The 21,263-nt window shown below is 35.1% G+C and carries 16 protein-coding genes and 1 riboswitch; of the genes, 15 read left to right on the top strand and 1 reads right to left on the bottom strand.

The annotated features are described in order from the left end of the window. Positions 1–132 precede the first annotated feature (132 nt). From dnaA to gyrA, 6 genes are all read left to right on the top strand, one after another. Positions 133–1,500 (top strand): chromosomal replication initiator protein DnaA, encoded by a 1,368-nt coding sequence (dnaA, locus tag HMPREF2597_RS04440; protein ID WP_002492036.1) that lies wholly within the window; start codon positions 133–135, stop codon positions 1,498–1,500. A gap of 286 nt (positions 1,501–1,786) precedes the next feature. Beyond that, the gene (gene dnaN, locus HMPREF2597_RS04435) at positions 1,787–2,920 is read left to right on the top strand and encodes a DNA polymerase III subunit beta (RefSeq protein ID WP_083319037.1); all 1,134 of its coding nucleotides are present in this window, start codon (positions 1,787–1,789) and stop codon (positions 2,918–2,920) included. Between the two features lie 350 nt (positions 2,921–3,270). Next, positions 3,271–3,513 (top strand): S4 domain-containing protein YaaA, encoded by a 243-nt coding sequence (gene yaaA, locus HMPREF2597_RS04430; protein WP_002461038.1) that lies wholly within the window; start codon positions 3,271–3,273, stop codon positions 3,511–3,513. Further along, positions 3,510–4,604, top strand: coding sequence for a DNA replication/repair protein RecF (gene recF / locus HMPREF2597_RS04425; protein WP_070817201.1), 1,095 nt, complete (start codon positions 3,510–3,512; stop codon positions 4,602–4,604). The genes yaaA and recF overlap by 4 nt, the downstream gene beginning before the upstream one ends. Before the next feature lie 30 nt (positions 4,605–4,634). Further along, on the top strand, positions 4,635–6,569 hold the full coding sequence (gene gyrB / locus HMPREF2597_RS04420; protein ID WP_002461035.1) for a DNA topoisomerase (ATP-hydrolyzing) subunit B: 1,935 nt from the start codon (positions 4,635–4,637) through the stop codon (positions 6,567–6,569). Between the two features lie 36 nt (positions 6,570–6,605). Further along, entirely contained in the window at positions 6,606–9,290 is a 2,685-nt protein-coding gene (gene gyrA / locus HMPREF2597_RS04415) for a DNA gyrase subunit A (protein WP_002479199.1), read from the top strand. A 156-nt stretch (positions 9,291–9,446) separates the two neighbouring features. Here gyrA and HMPREF2597_RS04410 read toward each other — a convergent pair whose 3' ends face one another. Beyond that, positions 9,447–10,265 (bottom strand): NAD(P)H-hydrate dehydratase, encoded by an 819-nt coding sequence (locus tag HMPREF2597_RS04410; protein WP_002461032.1) that lies wholly within the window; start codon positions 10,263–10,265, stop codon positions 9,447–9,449. Between the two features lie 521 nt (positions 10,266–10,786). Here HMPREF2597_RS04410 and serS point away from each other — a divergent pair. The 9 genes from serS (at position 10,787) to HMPREF2597_RS04365 (ending at position 21,172) form a co-directional block, all read left to right on the top strand. Continuing rightward, entirely contained in the window at positions 10,787–12,070 is a 1,284-nt protein-coding gene (serS, locus tag HMPREF2597_RS04405) for a serine--tRNA ligase (protein ID WP_002479198.1), read from the top strand. A 293-nt stretch (positions 12,071–12,363) separates the two neighbouring features. Then, on the top strand, positions 12,364–13,059 hold the full coding sequence (locus HMPREF2597_RS04400) for an AzlC family ABC transporter permease (RefSeq protein WP_002461029.1): 696 nt from the start codon (positions 12,364–12,366) through the stop codon (positions 13,057–13,059). Then, on the top strand, positions 13,056–13,385 hold the full coding sequence (locus HMPREF2597_RS04395) for an AzlD domain-containing protein (RefSeq protein WP_002479197.1): 330 nt from the start codon (positions 13,056–13,058) through the stop codon (positions 13,383–13,385). The genes HMPREF2597_RS04400 and HMPREF2597_RS04395 overlap by 4 nt, the downstream gene beginning before the upstream one ends. An 82-nt stretch (positions 13,386–13,467) precedes the next feature. After that, positions 13,468–13,566: riboswitch (SAM riboswitch) on the top strand. Positions 13,567–13,632: 66 nt separating this feature from the next. Beyond that, positions 13,633–14,601: a homoserine O-acetyltransferase MetX gene (locus tag HMPREF2597_RS04390; RefSeq protein WP_002479196.1), complete on the top strand. Its 969-nt coding sequence runs from the start codon at positions 13,633–13,635 to the stop codon at positions 14,599–14,601. Positions 14,602–14,774: 173 nt separating this feature from the next. Continuing rightward, on the top strand, positions 14,775–15,704 hold the full coding sequence (locus tag HMPREF2597_RS04385; protein WP_002479195.1) for a DUF2232 domain-containing protein: 930 nt from the start codon (positions 14,775–14,777) through the stop codon (positions 15,702–15,704). 21 nt (positions 15,705–15,725) lie between these two features. Further along, positions 15,726–17,693 carry a DHH family phosphoesterase gene (locus HMPREF2597_RS04380; RefSeq protein WP_002461021.1) on the top strand — a complete coding sequence of 656 codons (1,968 nt, stop codon included), beginning with the start codon at positions 15,726–15,728 and terminating at the stop codon, positions 17,691–17,693. Next, positions 17,690–18,136, top strand: a complete 447-nt coding sequence (gene rplI, locus HMPREF2597_RS04375) for a 50S ribosomal protein L9 (protein WP_002461020.1) — start codon at positions 17,690–17,692, stop codon at positions 18,134–18,136. The genes HMPREF2597_RS04380 and rplI overlap by 4 nt, the downstream gene beginning before the upstream one ends. A gap of 69 nt (positions 18,137–18,205) precedes the next feature. Continuing rightward, positions 18,206–19,603 (top strand): replicative DNA helicase, encoded by a 1,398-nt coding sequence (gene dnaB / locus HMPREF2597_RS04370; RefSeq protein ID WP_002461019.1) that lies wholly within the window; start codon positions 18,206–18,208, stop codon positions 19,601–19,603. A gap of 285 nt (positions 19,604–19,888) precedes the next feature. Beyond that, complete coding sequence (locus tag HMPREF2597_RS04365) at positions 19,889–21,172, top strand: adenylosuccinate synthase (protein WP_002461018.1); 1,284 nt, start codon at positions 19,889–19,891, stop codon at positions 21,170–21,172. The last annotated feature ends 91 nt before the right edge of the window (positions 21,173–21,263 follow it).

The following is a 21,263-nucleotide window of genomic DNA, read 5'->3' as shown; positions in this document are numbered from 1 at the left end:
AAAGCGATAAACTAAGTGAGTTATCCACTATTTGTGATTAACTTGTGGATAATTATTAACACATTGTGATTATCTTTATCCACCATACTGAATTTTGTGTATAAGTCAAAATTAAAGAAAGATGGAGTTTTTATGTCAGAACAAGAAATCTGGGAAAAAGTTTTAGAAGCAGCAAAGTTACATATTTCAGAAACAAGCATGAACACCTTTTTAAAAGATTCGGAACTATACAAAATTGAAAATAATACAGCAATTGTGCTTGTTGGTTATGAATTTTATGCTAGTTGGCTCAACCAAAAGTACTCAGCCATATTCGAATCCATCTTTTCAGAGATAATGGGATTAGATATTACACCTAAGTTTCTTACAGCCGAACAACTTGCTGAAATTGTTAGTGAAGGGGATTCAGCATCTAAAAAAGCGCCTGCATCATCAAAAGCTAAAGCAGAGGATGAACATGACGCGCACGTAGGTACTGATCAATTTAATACACATAATACCTTCGATACATTTGTCATTGGGCCAGGTAATAGATTTCCGCATGCCGCAAGTTTAGCAGTTGCTGAAGCGCCTGCCGAAGCATACAATCCTTTATTTATCTATGGTGGTGTTGGACTAGGTAAAACACATTTAATGCATGCAATTGGACATCATGTTTTAAGTAATAATCCTAATGCCAAAGTGCTTTATACTTCTAGTGAAAAATTTACAAATGAATTTATCAAATCTATTCGTGACGGCGAAAATGAAGCCTTTCGTGAAAAATATCGAAATATTGATGTGCTGTTAATCGATGATATTCAATTTATTCAAAACAAAGAGCAAACACAAGAAGAGTTCTTCCATACATTCAATGAATTACATCAAAATAATAAGCAAATCGTTATTTCTAGTGACCGTCCTCCAAAGGAAATCGCTAAACTGGAAGATCGCTTACGCTCGCGCTTTGAATGGGGATTAATCGTTGATATTACACCACCAGATTATGAAACACGTATGGCAATCTTACAAAAGAAAATGGAAGAAGAAAACTTAGAAATACCAATGGAAGCCTTAAACTATATAGCTAATCAAATTCAATCAAATATTAGAGAATTAGAAGGTGCACTAACCAGATTATTAGCTTATTCTCAGTTGCAAGGACGACCTATTACTACTGAACTCACTGCTGAAGCACTCAAAGATATCATTCAAGTTCCAAAATCTAAGAAAATAACAATACAAGATATTCAAAAAGTTGTTGGCCAGTACTATAGTGTACGGATTGAAGATTTTAGTGCAAAGAAACGTACGAAATCCATTGCATATCCAAGACAAATTGCAATGTATCTGTCTCGCGAACTTACTGATTTCTCATTGCCTAAAATAGGTGAAGAATTCGGAGGACGTGACCATACGACAGTTATTCATGCGCATGAGAAGATTGCAAATGATATTAAAACCGATTCAACTTTCAAACAAGAAGTAGAAAATCTTGAAAAAGAAATTAGGAATCAATAAGTGGGAAATTATTTTCATTGTTTAGCTATAGATTAGCCCGTCAATTTATGGGAATATATAACTGTAATATTTCTTAAATGAGACTATATATTTAAAATACGATAATGTGATTTTGTGGATAATGTGTAAAAGTCATACACACAGTACACAGTTTATCCACATGTGCATAACTTAGCTATCATCAATGATTGAGAGACTTATCCACTAATCCACAAGCCCTACTACTATTACTATGAATTTAAAACCTATATAATTATATATAAACGACTGGAAGGAGTTTAATTTAATGATGGAATTCACAATAAAACGAGATTACTTTATTACACAACTCAATGATACGTTAAAAGCAATCTCACCTAGAACAACATTACCGATTTTAACTGGTATTAAAATTGATGCTAAAGATAATGAAGTGATTTTGACCGGTTCAGATTCAGAGATATCTATTGAAATTACAATACCCAAACAAGTAGATGGTAAAGATATTGTTACCATTTCTGAAACTGGTTCAGTTGTACTTCCTGGTCGTTTCTTCGTTGATATCATTAAAAAGTTACCAGGAAATGAAGTTAAACTATCTACAAACGAACAATTTCAAACACTTATTACATCTGGACATTCTGAATTCAATCTTAGTGGCTTAGATCCAGATCAATATCCACTATTACCACAAGTTTCAAGAGACGATGCGATTCAACTATCGGTTAAAGTACTAAAAAATGTGATAGCACAAACGAATTTCGCAGTGTCCACCTCAGAAACACGACCAGTATTAACTGGGGTTAACTGGCTTATACAAGATAATGAATTAATATGCACAGCAACCGATTCACATCGTTTGGCTGTTAGAAAATTGCAGTTAGAAGATAACTCAGAAAATAAAAATGTCATCATTCCAGGAAAGGCTTTAGCTGAATTAAATAAAATTATGAGTGATAGTGAAGAAGATATTGATATCTTTTTTGCACAAAACCAAGTTTTATTTAAAGTTGGCCATATCAACTTCACATCTCGTTTGTTAGAAGGACATTATCCAGATACAACACGCTTGTTCCCTGAAAATTATGAAATCAAATTAGGCATTGATAATGGTGAGTTTTATCATGCGATTGATCGTGCGTCATTATTAGCACGTGAAGGTGGAAATAATGTCATTAAATTAAGTACAGGAAATGACGTCGTTGAATTATCTTCAACATCTCCTGAAATTGGTACAGTTAAAGAAGAAGTAAATGCAACCAATGTTGAGGGCGGAAATTTAAAAATTTCATTTAATTCTAAATACATGATGGATGCGTTAAAAGCCATCGATAATGATGAAGTAGAAATAGAATTCTTTGGAACAATGAAACCATTCATTTTAAAACCTAAAGCCGATGACTCAGTAACACAGCTTATCTTGCCAATCCGCACATATTAAAACACATAGCGTATATGATTTAGTTCAAATCAAACAAAAGAGAGCAATCTTGCTTTCTTTTGTTTATCAATGCTTCATATAAAGCCTCTAAGAGCTTAAATTAGAGGCTAATTTTTAATTTATGATGAAGTTTTTAGTAAATATGTTAAATGCGTTGTATGCCCTTTAAAATGCAAAAAAACGATATAAGCTACTTTAAACCTCTACTTATTCTCATTTTTACTGTATTGCATCATTTTTAATTGTAAATAACAAAATAAATTATTTGTTAAGCGCTTACACACTTTCTTTTAAATGAAATTTCCTGATAAAACAGGTATAATATACTAATGATATGAAAAAGAAACGGAGTGATTAATTTGGTTCAAGAAATTGCTGTTGCAGGAGACATTACTTTAGGTCAATTTTTGAAGACTGAGGGTATTATTGAATCTGGTGGACAAGCAAAATGGTTTCTCCAAGATGTTGAAGTCTTGATTAATGGAAGTCGAGAAACACGTCGTGGTAAAAAATTAACACATCATGATCGCATTGCTATTCCAGAAATTTCTGAAATAGACGACTTCATTATCATTCATCAAGGTGAACAATGAAATTAAAAACACTCCAATTAGAAAACTATCGTAACTATGAAGCAGTTACGTTAAATTGTCATCCAGAAGTGAATATCCTTATTGGTGAGAACGCTCAAGGGAAGACGAATTTACTTGAATCAATTTATACTTTGGCATTGGCTAAAAGCCACCGTACTTCAAATGACAAAGAGCTTATACGTTTTAAAGCTGAGTATGCTAAAATAGAAGGTGAGCTAAATTATCGCCACGGAACAATGCCACTAACAATGTTTATAACTAAAAAGGGCAAACAAGTTAAAGTGAACCACTTAGAACAAAGTCGACTAACTCAATATGTCGGTCATTTAAACGTGGTTCTTTTTGCACCTGAAGATTTAAATATTGTTAAGGGGTCTCCACAAATAAGACGTCGATTTATCGATATGGAATTAGGACAAATATCAGCAGTATATCTGAATGATTTGGCTCAGTATCAGCGTATTCTTAAACAAAAGAATAATTACTTAAAGCAGTTACAATACGGACATAAGACGGACGTCACTATGTTAGAAGTCCTAAATCAACAGTTTGCGCAATATGCATTAAATGTCACTTTAAGACGCGAGCATTTTATTCATGATTTAGAAGCTCTAGCACAGCCCATCCATGCGGGAATAACAAACGATAAAGAAGCGTTATCACTTAATTATTTACCAAGTATTAAATTAAGTGATACAAGCCAAGATGAATCTATTTTATTGTCAGAAGTAATTACGTTTTTAAATGACAATCTTGATAGAGAAATTGATCGTGGTGTTTGTCTTTTCGGTCCGCATAGAGACGATTTGGGATTTAATGTAAATAGCATGGATGCACAGACTTATGGTTCACAAGGTCAACAACGTACGACGGCGTTATCAATTAAACTAGCAGAAATTGAATTAATGAATATTGAAGTTGGGGAATATCCAATCTTATTACTGGATGACGTTTTAAGTGAATTAGATGATTCGAGACAAACACATTTATTAAGTACGATTCAACATAAAGTACAAACATTTGTAACGACAACATCGGTAGACGGTATCGACCATGACATTATGAATAATGCAAGGTTATATCGCATTTAACAAGGTGAAATTATTAAGTAACAGAAAGTGATGGTGACTACATTGTCAGATGTAAACAACACAGATAACTATGGTGCTGGACAGATACAAGTATTAGAAGGTCTTGAAGCGGTTCGAAAAAGACCAGGTATGTATATTGGCTCGACTTCAGAAAGAGGTCTACATCATTTAGTTTGGGAAATTGTAGATAATAGTATTGATGAAGCTTTAGCAGGATATGCAGATCAAATAGAAGTAATTATTGAAAAGGATAATTGGATTAAAGTAACGGATAATGGCCGTGGCATTCCAGTTGATATTCAAGAAAAAATGGGGCGCCCAGCAGTTGAAGTTATCTTAACAGTCTTACATGCCGGCGGTAAATTTGGCGGCGGAGGCTATAAAGTTTCGGGTGGACTTCATGGTGTAGGATCTTCAGTTGTAAATGCGTTATCCGAAGACTTAGAAGTCTATGTACATCGAAATGAAACGATTTACCATCAAGCTTATAAAAAAGGTGTCCCTCAATTTGATTTAAAAGAAGTTGGGGAAACAGATAAAACAGGTACGGTGATTCGCTTTAAAGCGGATAGCGAAATTTTTACCGAAACAACAGTATATGATTACGATACATTGCAAAAGCGTATTCGTGAGCTAGCCTTCTTAAATAAAGGTATTTCTATCACATTAAAAGATGAACGTGATGATGAAGAACAACGAGAAGATACATATCATTACGAAGGCGGTATTAAATCATATGTTGAGTTAATGAATGAAAATAAAGAGCCGATTCATGAAGAACCGATTTATATTCATCAAATGAAAGATGATATTGAAATCGAAATAGCCATTCAATATAACAGTGGTTATGCGACGAATTTATTATCTTATGCGAATAATATACACACGTATGAAGGCGGAACGCATGAAGATGGTTTTAAACGTGCACTAACACGTGTGTTAAATAGCTATGGTACAAAAAGTAAGATTATTAAAGAAGACAAAGATAGATTGTCAGGTGAAGATACACGAGAAGGTTTAACGGCCGTAGTGTCAATCAAACATGGTGATCCACAGTTTGAAGGACAAACAAAAACAAAATTAGGAAACTCAGAAGTACGTCAAGTGGTAGATAAACTATTTTCTGAGTATTTCGAGCGCTTCTTATATGAAAATCCAAATGTGGCACGCATCATTGTTGAAAAAGGAATTATGGCTTCACGTGCACGCGTTGCAGCTAAAAAGGCGCGAGAAGTAACACGCCGTAAATCACATTTAGAAATTTCAAGCTTACCAGGTAAATTAGCAGACTGTTCAAGTAAAAATCCTGATGAAAGTGAAATCTTTATTGTAGAGGGTGACTCTGCCGGGGGGTCTACGAAAGAAGGTCGTGACTCTAGAACACAAGCAATTTTGCCGTTAAGAGGTAAAATCTTAAATGTTGAAAAGTCACGTTTAGATCGCATACTAAACAATAACGAAATTCGCCAAATGATTACTGCATTTGGTACTGGTATTGGTGGAGAATTTGATATTTCAAAAGCACGTTATCATAAAATTGTTATTATGACGGATGCTGATGTTGATGGTGCGCATATTAGAACGTTATTATTAACATTCTTCTATCGCTTTATGCGTCCACTTATCGAAGCAGGTTATGTTTATATCGCGCAACCACCATTATTTAAGTTAACGCAAGGTAAACAAAAATATTATGTCTTTAATGATAAAGAATTAGATAAATTAAAATCAGAGTTAAGCCCAACACCTAAATGGCAAATTTCTCGATATAAAGGTTTAGGAGAAATGAACGCAGATCAACTTTGGGAAACAACGATGAATCCAGATAATCGTATGATGTTACAAGTAAGATTAGATGATGCCATTGAAGCGGATAAAACATTCGAAATGTTGATGGGTGACGTTGTGGAAAACCGTCGTCAATTTATTGAAGATAATGCGGTATATGCAACTTTAGATTTCTAAGCACTATGAAATGAACTTTTGAAGGAGGATTTCTTGATGGCTGACTTACCACAATCAAGAATTAATGAACGAAATATAACCAGTGAAATGCGAGAATCATTCTTAGACTACGCCATGAGTGTTATCGTTTCACGTGCTTTACCTGATGTTCGAGATGGTTTGAAACCTGTACACAGACGTATACTATACGGTTTAAATGAACAAGGTATGACACCAGATAAACCATATAAGAAATCAGCACGTATCGTGGGTGATGTAATGGGGAAATATCACCCTCATGGTGACTCGTCAATTTATGATGCAATGGTTAGAATGGCGCAAACGTTTAGCTATCGTTATCCGCTCGTAGATGGTCAAGGTAACTTTGGTTCTATGGATGGTGATGGCGCTGCAGCAATGCGTTACACCGAAGCAAAAATGACTAAAATTACGCTAGAACTTCTTCGAGACATCAATAAAGACACGATTGACTTTTTAGATAATTATGATGGTACTGAAAGAGAGCCGGCAGTCTTACCAGCACGCTTCCCTAACTTATTAGTTAACGGTGCATCAGGTATTGCAGTAGGTATGGCTACTAACATTCCTCCACATAATTTAACTGAAGTCATTGATGGTGTGTTAAATCTCAGTAAGAACCCAGACATAACCATTGCTGAATTAATGGAAGATATTAAAGGTCCGGACTTCCCAACCTCTGGTATAATTTTAGGAAAAAGTGGTATTCGTCGTGCATATGAAACAGGTCGAGGTTCCATTCAAATGCGTGCACGCGCAGAAATTGAAGAACGTGGTGGCGGTCGTCAGCGTATAGTCGTCACAGAAATTCCTTATCAAGTTAACAAAGCTCGTATGATTGAAAAAATTGCTGAATTGGTACGTGATAAAAAAGTAGACGGTATTACTGATTTACGTGATGAAACAAGCTTACGCACCGGTGTAAGAGTTGTAATTGATATTCGTAAAGATGCTAATGCCAACGTAATTCTAAATAATTTATACAAGTTAACGCCATTACAAACATCATTTGGTGCGAATATGATTGCCCTTGTTGATGGGCGACCTAAGTTAATTAACTTAAAAGAAGCATTAGTACAATATTTAGAACATCAAAAGGTTGTTGTACGTCGTCGTACAGAATATAACTTAAGAAAAGCAAAAGATCGTGCCCACATCCTTGAAGGTTTACGTATTGCGTTAGATCATATTGATGAAATTATTAGCACTATCCGCGAGTCAGAGACGGACAAAGTGGCAATGACTAGTTTACAAGAACGCTTTAAGTTAACTGAGCGACAAGCTCAAGCAATTTTAGATATGCGTTTGCGCCGTTTAACTGGATTAGAACGAGATAAAATCGAAGCGGAATATAATGAATTATTGGCATATATCGATGAACTTGAACGAATTTTAGCTGATGAAGAGGTCTTATTACAATTAGTGCGTGATGAACTGACTGAAATTAAAGAGCGTTTTGGTGATGAACGTCGTACGGAAATTCAGTTAGGTGGCATTGATAATATTGAGGATGAAGACCTCATTCCTGAAGAACAAATCGTGATTACGTTAAGTCATAATAACTACATTAAACGATTACCAGTATCAACTTACCGTGCTCAAAATAGAGGCGGTAGAGGTGTGCAAGGTATGAATACATTGGAAGAAGACTTTGTTAGCCAATTGGTTACGTTAAGTACACATGATCATGTGCTTTTCTTTACGAATAAGGGTCGTGTCTACAAACTTAAAGGCTATGAAGTACCAGAATTATCTCGCCAATCTAAAGGTATTCCAGTCGTTAATGCAATAGAACTTGCGAATGATGAATCAATCAGTACCATGATTGCCGTCAATGACTTAGAAAGCGAAGGTAACTATTTAATCTTTGCTACTAAAAATGGTATTGTGAAGCGTTCAGCATTAAGTAACTTTTCACATATCAATAAAAACGGTAAAATTGCGATTGGCTTTAAAGAAGATGATGAACTTATTGCGGTACGCTTAACAGATGGTCAACAAGATATCTTAATTGGTACAGCACATGCATCACTTATTCGTTTTGCAGAAACATCGCTACGTCCACTTGGTCGTACAGCTGCCGGTGTTAAAGGTATCACTTTAAGAGAAGGAGATACCGTAGTAGGTTTAGATGTTGCTCATTCAGAAAGTGAAGATGAGGTCTTAGTCGTTACTGAAAATGGTTATGGTAAACGTACGCCAGTAGGAGAATATCGCTTGTCTAATCGTGGTGGTAAAGGTATTAAGACTGCTACGATTACGGAACGAAATGGTAACGTTGTTTGTATCACTACAGTTACTGGAGAAGAAGATTTAATGATTGTCACAAATGGTGGCGTTATTATTAGATTAGACGTTCAAGATATTTCACAAAATGGTCGTGCTGCACAAGGTGTAAGATTAATGCGTTTAGGTAATGAACAATTTGTATCAACTGTTGCTAAAGTACAAAATGATTCAGAAGATGATGAACAGAGTGAAGCAATGACAGATGATGATAATAAATTAACTAACGATAGTGAAGAAGTCATTGAAAATAGTGCACCAGGTGATGCAATTCATACAGAGGCACCTGAAGCAGAACATGAAGATAATGACAATACATCAAATGATGATCGTATTGATGTTAGACAAGATTTTATGGATCGTGTGAACGAAGATATAGATCATAGTGATGCAACTGAAGATGATCATGAAGAATAAATTGGTGTAAAAAGAAAACATAGTCACGCTTTAGAGTTGCTGGAATAGTAGTGCAGTTGGCTGACTTGTCAGTGCCCTTTTAGGGCTGGCCAGTATGAAAGGTTTATAGCCGCAAAACAAACCACCCGTTCACACGGGTGGTTTTAATTTAAAATCTTATGCTTTAACTTCTAATTCTTTCATGACATATGGAATCTTACTGATTAAAGTTGAAGGTGGTACAACGTACATTTTTTCAGAGAGTTTTTCACCAATGTAGCTATGTGTATATGTGGCACTTGTGACAGCGTCTTTATAGTTATCAAATTGTCCTACAAAGCTTGTAATCATACCTGCAAGTGTATCACCCATGCCACCTGTAGCCATTGCTGGGCTACCAATAGTAAGTTTGTAATCTTCTTCTTTGAAATAGATTTCTGTACCATGTTTTTTTAAGACAACTGTTGCACCAAGTTTATCAACTGCTTCGCGATTACGTTCGTAAGTTTGTTCTTCAATTGGAATACCACTTAAACGTTCCCATTCCTTTTGATGTGGCGTAAATATAACGTGACATGTCGGAATTTCTGGTTTAAGCTTGCTAAAAATTGTAATTGCATCGCCATCAACAATCAAGGTTTGATGAGGCTGAATATTTTGTAAAAGGAATGTAATCGCATTGTTGCCTTTAAAATCACAACCTAGCCCTGGACCAATCAGGATACAATCGGTATTTTCAATCATTTTAGTCAACATTTTAGTGTCATTAATATCGATAACCATGGCTTCTGGGCAACGTGAATGCAACGCTGAATGGTTTGTAGGATGCGTTGCGACCGTAATCAATCCACTACCACTAAAAACACAAGCGCGTGCTGCTAGCATAATTGCGCCACCTAAATTTACTGTTCCACCAATGAGTAATATTTTGCCGTAATCACCTTTATGTGTTTCATCTTTTCTTTTAGGGATATTAACTGAATTTAACGTTTCCATTATATATCCTCCTTTAACCTATACTTTAACTGTATGATAATGATTAAATGTCTATTTTTTCTATATATTCTAAGTCCTATAAATACAATAGAAAATACTATACCTGTAATCGCATTTCGTCAATAGATTTTGTAATGAATTCAAGTAGAAGAAAAAGTGGCAATTTTGTAAATATTATTATCTATACAAGTTATGGCTTAGAATTTAACTTGAAATATGAAAGATACTTTGCTATATTGAAATTAACTTAATAAGTTATTGTTCGTAGGATAAGTAGTATAAACATGTTGATTTCAGAGAGCTTGTGGTAAAAGTGTGAACAAGTAATCACTATTTATATGAATCTACCTACTCATGTGAGCAATCGGTAATACCGTTATAATAGTGAAGTGCAATTGATGCTTTAGCATGAATTGTTAAATAGGGTGGCAACGCGTAAAGACCACGTCCCTTGTCTAGGGATGTGGTCTTTTTTGTGTTTTGCTGCACTATATATAAATTTTGGGAAGGATGAATATTACATGTTAGATATTAGATTATTTAGAACTGAGCCTGAAAAAGTTAAGGATAAAATTAAACTACGCGGGGATGATCCTAAAGTAGTTGATGACGTGCTTCAATTAGATGAACAACGCCGTAAATTAATTGGTCAAACTGAAGAAATGAAAGCGAATCGCAATAAAGTAAGTGAGCAAATTGCTGAAAAGAAACGCAATCAAGAAAATGCGGATGATGTTATTAAAGAAATGCGTGAGCTAGGCGATAAAATTAAAGAAATTGACACTAAACTTAACGAAATTGATAACAAGATCAAAGATACATTAATCCGCATTCCTAATTTAATCCATGATGATGTGCCACAAGGGGCTTCTGATGAAGAAAACGTAGAACTTAAAAAATGGGGAACGCCACGTGACTTCGACTTTGAGCCAAAAGCACATTGGGATTTAGTTGAAGAATTAAACATGGCTAACTTTGAACGTGCTGCAAAAGTATCAGGTGCGCGTTTTGTTTATTTAACAAAAGACGGTGCACAATTGGAACGTGCTTTGATGAACTATATGATTACGAAACATACAACACAACATGGTTATACTGAAATGATGGTTCCTCAGTTAGTAAATGCTGATACAATGTTTGGTACTGGACAATTACCTAAATTTGAAGAAGATTTATTTAAAGTAGAAAAAGAGGGTCTATACACAATACCTACAGCAGAAGTACCATTAACAAACTATTATCGTGATGAAATTATTCAACCAGGTGTCTTACCTGAAAAATTCACTGGCCAATCTGCTTGTTTCCGTAGTGAAGCTGGATCTGCTGGTAGAGATACAAGAGGTTTAATCCGTTTGCATCAATTCGATAAAGTTGAAATGGTTCGCTTTGAAAAACCAGAAGATTCTTGGAATGCACTAGAAGAAATGACAACGAATGCGGAAGCGATTTTAGAAGAGCTTAAATTACCATATCGTCGTGTTATTCTATGTACTGGAGACATTGGATTCAGTGCTGCTAAAACATATGACTTAGAAGTATGGTTACCAAGTTATAATGATTATAAAGAAATTAGTTCATGCTCAAACTGTACAGATTTCCAAGCGCGTCGTGCAAATATTCGATTCAAACGTGATCATGCTGCTAAGCCAGAATTAGCACATACTTTAAACGGTAGTGGACTTGCTGTAGGACGTACGTTTGCGGCAATTGTTGAAAACTATCAAAATGCTGACGGTTCAATTACTATTCCAGAAGCTTTAGTGCCATTCATGGGCGGTAAAACAGAAATTAAACCAGTTAAATAAATAGCGTTATTTGTTGACGCATCGTTATATGTCATAGATTAAATCATCATACAGGGAAAGATTGAGAAAGATACGAACTCAATGGTTTCCCTGTTTTTTTAATGATAAGTTATTTGAATGCGAGTAGTCTAAATAATTATCAGAAAAATTTATTAAAATTAAAGGTACTTATATAAAGATTTTTAGACATTCGTTTGTCTAACGTCATACAAACGGCAGTATAAAAGGATTGATACAGTTCTAGTGTTATATTAGACTTATCTTGGTTATTAAATAAAAAGAGGAGGCATAAAATGGATACACATCTTTCCTTTAAACAAGGTGTTAAAGAATGTATACCTACATTATTAGGTTATGCAGGTGTAGGTATTTCTTTTGGCATTGTAGCTGCATCACAACATTTTAGTTTATTAGAAATTATCCTTTTATGTCTGATTGTTTATGCGGGAGCAGCTCAGTTTATTATTTGTGCGTTAGTCATTGCAGGTACACCGATTACAGCAATTATCGTGACGACGCTTATTGTCAATTCACGTTTTTTCTTATTATCAATGACACTTGCACCCAATTATAAGCAATATGGGTTATGGAATAGGGTAGGGCTATCTTCAATATTGACAGATGAAACATTTGGTGTGGCTATTTCACCTTATTTAAAAGGTGAAAAAATTAATGATCGCTGGCTTCATGGCTTAAATATTACGGCATATGTCTTTTGGACGATTGCGTCGATTGGCGGTGCCGTGTTTGGCAAATTTATAAGTAATCCTGAAGTTTTTGGACTAGATTACGCTATTACAGCAATGTTTGTCTTCTTAGCTATTGCGCAGTTTGATGCTATTACCAATTCTAAACTTAAAATATACATTGTTTTAATCATCTCTGTTATTGTCATGATGTTTATCTTTAGCTGGTTTATGCCAACTTATGTGGCAATATTATTGTCTGCTATCATTGCTTCGACATTAGGGGTGGTGATGGAACGATGACAACGTCTTGGTATATGTTTGCTATTATCTTTTTTAGTGGTTTAGTTACTTTGATAATTCGAATTGTGCCTTTTATTATGATTACACGCATACAATTATCTGAGAAGGTTGTTAAATGGCTGTCTTATATTCCTATTACACTGTTTACTGCATTAGTTGTAGACGCTATGATAAAACAACCATCGCACGGCTTAGGCTTTACTATTAATTTATCATTCGTGATTATTACGATTCCGACTATTGTTGTTGCTTTTATTTCACGCAGTTTGACCATAACAGTTGTGACAGGCATTGTGTTAATGGCGGGGCTTCGTTTATTCTTTTAACTTATACTAAATCGCAGTAAGGCATTGCAGTTATCATATTTTTTAGATAAAATAAATTTAACTTAATAATAGACATAAATATATCTTATTATGAGAAGCTGAGGGATTTGGCCCAGTGACGCTTCAGCAACCGACAGTAATGCACGGTGCTAAAACCAACGAGATACTCGAATGATAAGTCAATGACCGCTTCTTACTTCATTTAGAGTAGGAGCGGTTTTTTATATTATTTAAAGGAGGAATAGTCATGATAAATTATACTGTCGATACTTTGGAACTTGGAGCATTTACTACAGAGTCTGGCGAAAAAATAGAAAATTTAAAACTGCGATATGAGCATGTAGGTTATCAAGGGCAGCCTTTGGTTGTGGTTTGCCATGCCTTAACTGGAAATCATTTAACGTATGGAACCAATGAACAGCCAGGTTGGTGGCGTGAAATTATCGATGGTGGTTATATGCCAATTCATGATTATCAATTCCTAACGTTTAATGTGATAGGGAGTCCATTTGGCTCTAGCTCACATCTTACAGACCAACATTTTCCTAAGAAATTGACTTTAAGAGATGTTACCAAAGCAATAGAATTAGGAATTCAAGCATTAGGTTTTAACAAGATTAACATATTAATTGGTGGAAGTCTTGGCGGGATGCAAGTGATGGAATTACTATATAATCGGCGATTTGTTGTTGATAAAGCAGTAATTTTAGCAGCCACTGATAAGACATCATCATACAGTCGTGCATTTAATGAGATTGCTCGTCAAGCCATTCATATCGGTGGTAAAGAAGGTTTGAGTATTGCAAGACAATTAGGATTTTTAACATATCGTTCATCTAAAAGTTATGATGAACGCTTTACTCCTGATGAGGTAGTCAATTATCAACGTTACCAAGGTGATAAATTTAAAGAACATTATGATTTGGATTGCTATTTAACTATGTTAGATGTCTTAGACAGTCATAACGTTGACCGTGGTAGAACAGATGTTGATGAAGTATATCAAGCTTTAGATACTAAAGTACTGACAATGGGATTTATCGATGATTTACTATATCCAGATGACCTGGTACAGCAATTAGGCGCACGCTTTAAATATCACCGTCATTTCTTTGTTCCAGATAATGTTGGACATGATGGCTTTTTGCTTAATTTTAATAATTGGGCACCTAATTTATATCATTTTTTAAAGGTATCAACATTTAAACGTAAATGAAGTGACAATCATGGATATTGAGGTAAGACATACGACTGTGTAAAATGTCTAAAGATAAGCTAATTTAGACATTTAAATGAAAGTTACTATGCCAATAAGTCCTTTATTTGTTTTAATATGCTACACGGGTTAAAATAGTGCTTATAGTTAAATTTAGTATAGGAGTGGCGAAGTTGTTTTCAAAAATAGAACCTAAAGCTACTATTATCGGTACGCTTGCATTAATTGTAGTCGCTTTAGTCACATATATATTACCAGAAGTGGGTTGGCTGTTATGTTTATTTGCAACCATTCCTGGAATTATTCTCTGGAATAAGTCAATACCATCATTTGGTTTGGCTACAATTGTGACTTTGGTTATTGCAGTATTATTCGGCAATACAATCGTATTAAGTGCCATGATATTAGTACTTATCTCAAGTATTGTCATCGGACAATTACTTAAAGAACGTGCATCTAAAGAACAGATTCTTTACATAGCGACGACGGTCGCCAGCACAATAACTATTATTGGTTTTATGTTATTACAAGTGTTTGGTCATATTCCCAAGGCACAAGTATTAGTTCGAACAGCAGTAAAACCACTAGAAGATTTATTGGATCAAGCGTATGTTCAAAGTGGCATGAAAGCAGAATATGAACAAACATTAAGTTTTATCATTAAACAATTGTCTATTCAGCTTCCAAGTTATATGATAATAGCAATATTTATCCTTATTTTAATCAATTTGCTTGTCACATTCCCAATTCTTAGAAAGTTTAAAATAGCAACACCAATATTCAAACCATTATTCGCATGGCAGTTTAAACGTTCAGTCTTGTGGTTATATGTTATTGATTTAATATGTGTAATGTTTGCAACACAACCGAGTATCTTCCAAAGTATCGTTATAAACTTACAGATTATGTTATCATTATTGATGTACATCCAAGGATTAAGCGTGATTCATTTCTTCGGAAAAGCAAAACGCATGCCAGACGTAGTAACAATAATATTAATGGTAATTGGGACAATTATTTCGCCAGTAACGCATATTGTTGCACTTATAGGGGTGCTTGATTTAGGAATTAACTTAAAACAGATAATAAAAAAAAGATACTAAAAAGCGAATAGAGGTGGAAAAATGAACCGACAATCCACAAAAAAAGCTTTGTTTGTTCCGTACATTTTAATGGTTCTAACGGCGATAGCCCTTGTTATATTGGGGTTTATCTTTAAACCACTTGTTGCAGGGATAGCGGCAGCGATTCTCTTTGTAATTATCGTTATCAGTGCGGTATTAGCTCGACAAGCAATGATAAAAATGGATAACTATGTGGATGATTTAAGTGGCCATATCTCAGCAGGAAGTAATAGGGCAATTAAACGTTTGCCAATAGGAATGGTCGTTTTAGATGCGGATGATCATATTGAATGGATCAATCAGTTTATGTCAGATCATTTAGAATCAAACGTAATTTCTGAACCTATTAATGAGGTTTTCCCCAATATTTTAAAGCAATTGGAAAAGATTCAAGAAGTAGAAATTGAAAATAATAATTATCATTATCACGTGCGCTATAGTGAAGATGATCATTGTCTTTATTTCTTTGATATTACCGATGAGGTGCATACAAATAAGTTGTATGAAGACTCTAAGCCAATTATAGCAACGTTATTTTTAGATAATTATGATGAAATAACACAGAATATGAACGATACGCAACGTTCAGAAATCAACTCAATGGTAACACGTGTTATCAGTCGTTGGGCTTCTGAATATAATATTTATTTTAAACGCTATAGTTCAGATCAATTCGTAGCTTATCTTAATCAAAAGATTTTAGCTGAAATTGAGAAGTCTAACTTTGAAATTTTAAGTCAGTTGCGAGAAAAAAGTGTTGGTTATCGCGCCCAACTTACATTAAGCATTGGTGTTGGAGAAGGCACAGAAAATCTTATAGATTTGGGTGAATTATCACAATCAGGTCTTGATCTTGCTTTAGGTCGAGGCGGAGACCAAGTTGCGATTAAAAGTATGAATGGTAATGTACGTTTCTATGGCGGTAAGACTGACCCAATGGAAAAACGTACGCGTGTGAGAGCACGTGTTATATCTCATGCTTTGAAAGATATTTTAACAGAAGGCGACAAAGTAATTATTATGGGACATAAGCGTCCAGATTTAGATGCTATCGGAGCTGCAATTGGTGTTTCTCGCTTTGCACTAATGAATAACTTAGAAGCCTATGTTGTGTTAAATGAAGAGGATATTGACCCAACTTTACGCCGTGTGATGAATGAAATTGATAAAAAGCCAGAACTAAAAGAGCGCTTTGTTACATCGGATGAAGCTTGGGATATGATGACTTCTAAAACGACAGTCGTCATTGTCGATACACACAAACCAGAAATGGTATTAGACGAAAATATTTTAAATAAAGCTAATCGTAAAGTCGTTATTGACCACCATAGACGAGGTGAAAGCTTTATTTCAAACCCGTTATTAATTTACATGGAACCTTATGCAAGTTCAACAGCTGAACTTGTTACAGAATTATTAGAGTATCAACCGACAGAACAGCGCTTAACACGCTTAGAATCAACAGTTATGTATGCAGGAATCATCGTTGATACGCGTAATTTTACATTAAGAACAGGTTCTAGAACTTTTGATGCTGCAAGTTACTTACGTGCACATGGTGCTGATACGATATTGACTCAGCATTTCTTAAAAGATGATGTCGATACGTATATTAATCGTTCTGAACTGATTCAAACTGTAGAAGTGCAAGATAATGGCATTGCTATTGCACATGGTTCAGATGATAAAATTTACCATCCCGTGACTGTTGCACAAGCAGCAGATGAGCTGTTAAGTTTAGAAGGTATTGAAGCGTCATATGTTGTCGCAAAAAGAGAAGATAATTTAATTGGTATTTCTGCTCGTTCGTTAGGCTCAATTAATGTACAATTAACTATGGAAGCCTTAGGTGGCGGTGGCCATCTTACCAATGCAGCAACGCAAATTAAAGATGTAACAATTGATGAAGCAATCGAACAATTACAACAAGCAATTACAGAACAAATCAGTAGGAGTGAAGATGCATGAAAGTAATTTTTACACAAGATGTTAAAGGTAAAGGCAAAAAAGGAGAAGTTAAAGACGTACCAGTAGGATATGCGAATAACTTTTTACTAAAAAATAAATATGCCGTAGAAGCAACTCCTGGCAATTTAAAACAATTAGAACAACAAAATAAACGTGCAGCAGCAGATAGACAACAAGAAATTGATGAAGCCAAAGCGCTAAAAGCCAAATTAGCTGATATTGAAGTTGAAATCAGTGCTAAAACAGGTGAAGGTGGCAAATTATTTGGTTCTGTAAGCACAAAACAAATTGCTGAAGGTTTAAAAAAACAGCATGATATTAAATTAGATAAACGTAAAATGGATTTACCACAAGGTATTCATGCTTTAGGTTATACGAATGTACCAGTGAAATTAGACAAAGAAGTTGATGGTACAATTCGTGTACATGTAGTAGAACAATAAGACGCTGTTAATTAAGATAAGATTGATATCAAAGAGGTTTAACTTTTTGATTAAGAGGTGTAATCAATAATGGATAGATCATATGAGCAAAATCAAATGCCCCATAATAATGAAGCTGAACAATCTGTCTTAGGTGCGATTATTATTGATCCAGAATTGTTAAGTTCGACTCAGGAGGTATTGCTTCCTGAGTCATTTTATAGAGGCGCCCATCAACATATCTTCCGTGCAATGATGCATTTAAATGAAGATACTAAAGAAATTGATGTCGTTACACTTATGGATCAACTTACAAATGATGGTACATTAAGTGAAGCGGGTGGTCCGCAATATTTAGCTGAGCTTTCTAATAACGTACCCACGACACGTAACATTCAATACTATACTGACATTGTGGCGAAGCATGCTTTAAAGCGGAAGCTCATTCAAACGGCAGATAGTATTGCTAATGACGGATATAATGATGAATTAGAGTTAGATGCTATTTTAAGTGATGCAGAAAGACGTATCTTAGAATTATCATCAACACGCGATAGTGAAGGATTTAAAGATATTAGAGATATTTTAGGTCAAGTTTATGAAACAGCAGAAGAACTTGACCAAAATAGCGGTCAAACGCCTGGGATACCAACAGGCTATCGTGACTTAGACCAAATGACAGCTGGCTTTAATCGTAATGATTTGATTATTATTGCAGCTAGACCATCAGTAGGTAAGACTGCCTTCGCACTTAATATTGCTCAAAAAGTAGCGGTTCACGAGGATAATTATACAGTAGGTATCTTTTCTTTAGAGATGGGGGCAGACCAACTTGCTACGCGTATGATATGTAGCTCAGGCAACGTAGATTCTAACCGTTTAAGAACAGGGACGATGACTGAAGAAGATTGGAATCGCTTTACCATTGCGGTAGGTAAATTATCACGTACGAAAATATTTATCGATGACACACCAGGTATTCGTATTACAGATATCCGTTCTAAATGTCGTCGCTTAAAGCAAGAACATGGTTTAGATATGATTATGATTGACTACTTGCAATTAATACAAGGAAGTGGTTCACGTTTATCTGATAATCGTCAGCAAGAGGTTTCAGAAATTTCTCGAACACTAAAAGCAATCGCTAGAGAATTAGAATGTCCTGTTATTGCGTTAAGTCAGCTATCTCGTGGTGTTGAACAACGACAAGATAAACGACCAATGATGAGTGACATTCGTGAATCAGGTTCTATAGAACAAGATGCTGATATTGTTGCATTTTTATATCGTGATGATTATTATAATCGTGGCGATGGTGAAGAAGATGAAGATGGTGGCAATTTCGAACCACAAACAAATGATGATAATGGTGAAATCGAAATTATTATAGCTAAGCAACGTAACGGCCCAACCGGTACCGTCAAACTTCACTTTATGAAGCAATATAATAAATTTACCGATATTGATTATGCACATGCTGAAATGTAAGAAAAGAATATTTTTATTTCCGTACGTTTAATTTTGATTAATTTTAAATGTACGGTTTTTATTTTGTTTTAACATACTTTTTAACAGCTAAGTATGTATCTTAGAAATTTGTAAAAACATCTTTAAACCTTGATATTAAAGTGTTTTTGAAGTGGATAGACATCAAAATTCTAAAATAATAATGTGAAAAACACCATAAAATTAATGTTCGATTTTTATTTGCAATATCAGATTGTTATTGATAGAATATCTAGTGGTTAATCGAGAAAACTTGGAGGTGCTCTTATGTCATCAATCGTAGTAGTTGGGACACAATGGGGAGACGAAGGTAAAGGTAAAATCACGGATTTCTTAGCGGAACAGGCAGATGTTATTGCACGTTTTTCTGGCGGTAATAATGCTGGACATACCATTCAGTTTGGTGGAGAAACCTATAAATTACATTTAGTACCATCTGGTATTTTTTATAAAGATAAACTTGCTGTAATTGGAAATGGTGTTGTTGTCGATCCTGTAGCTCTGTTAAAAGAGTTAGACGGCTTAAATGAACGTGGTGTATCAACAAGTAACTTACGTATTTCAAACCGCGCACAAGTTATTTTGCCATATCATATTGCTCAAGATGAATTTGAAGAACGTCGTCGAGGAGATAACAAAATAGGTACAACGAAGAAAGGTATTGGTCCTGCGTATGTAGATAAAGTACAACGTATCGGTATCCGCATGGCAGATTTATTAGAAAAAGAGACATTTGAAAGACGTTTAAAAGAAAATATTGAATATAAAGACGCATATTTCAAAGGTATGTTCAATGAATCTTGCCCAACTTTTGATGACATTTTTGAAGAATATTATGCAGCTGGTCAACGTTTAAAAGACTTTGTAACGGACACAGCGAAAATCTTAGATGATGCATTTGTTGCCGAAGAAAAAGTCTTATTTGAAGGTGCTCAAGGTGTTATGTTAGATATTGATCATGGTACATATCCTTTCGTCACATCAAGCAATCCTGTAGCCGGCAATGTCACTGTTGGTACAGGTGTAGGTCCAACCTTCGTTTCTAAAGTAATTGGTGTGTGTAAAGCATACACATCTCGCGTAGGCGATGGTCCTTTCCCAACTGAACTATTTGATGAAGATGGGCACCATATTAGAGAGGTTGGTCGTGAATATGGTACGACGACAGGACGTCCACGTCGCGTGGGTTGGTTTGATTCAGTCGTGCTACGTCACTCACGTCGTGTTAGTGGTATTACAGACTTATCTATTAACTCTATTGATGTACTAACAGGTTTAGATACGGTAAAAATTTGTACAGCTTATGAGTTAGATGGAGAAGAAATTACAGAGTATCCAGCTAACCTTGATCAATTAAAACGTTGTAAACCAATCTTTGAAGAATTACCTGGTTGGACAGAAGATATTACAGGTTGTCGTTCATTAGAAGCGTTGCCTGATAATGCACGTCGCTATTTAGAACGTATTTCAGAATTATGCGGCGTTCATATTTCAATCTTTTCAGTAGGTCCAGACCGTGAACAAACGAACTTATTAGAAAAATTATGGTAAAAAGATAAATGCATGCATAGGGAGAGCGGGACAGAATACATTATGAATTCGTAGTCCCGTACCGGCAAGGTTGACTAGGATTGAAAAAAGC

The sequence above is a fragment of the Staphylococcus sp. HMSC063A07 genome, from assembly GCF_001836955.1.
GTDB classification, from domain to species: Bacteria; Bacillota; Bacilli; order Staphylococcales; family Staphylococcaceae; genus Staphylococcus; species Staphylococcus lugdunensis.
This window is presented reverse-complemented; position numbering and strand designations above follow the sequence as displayed.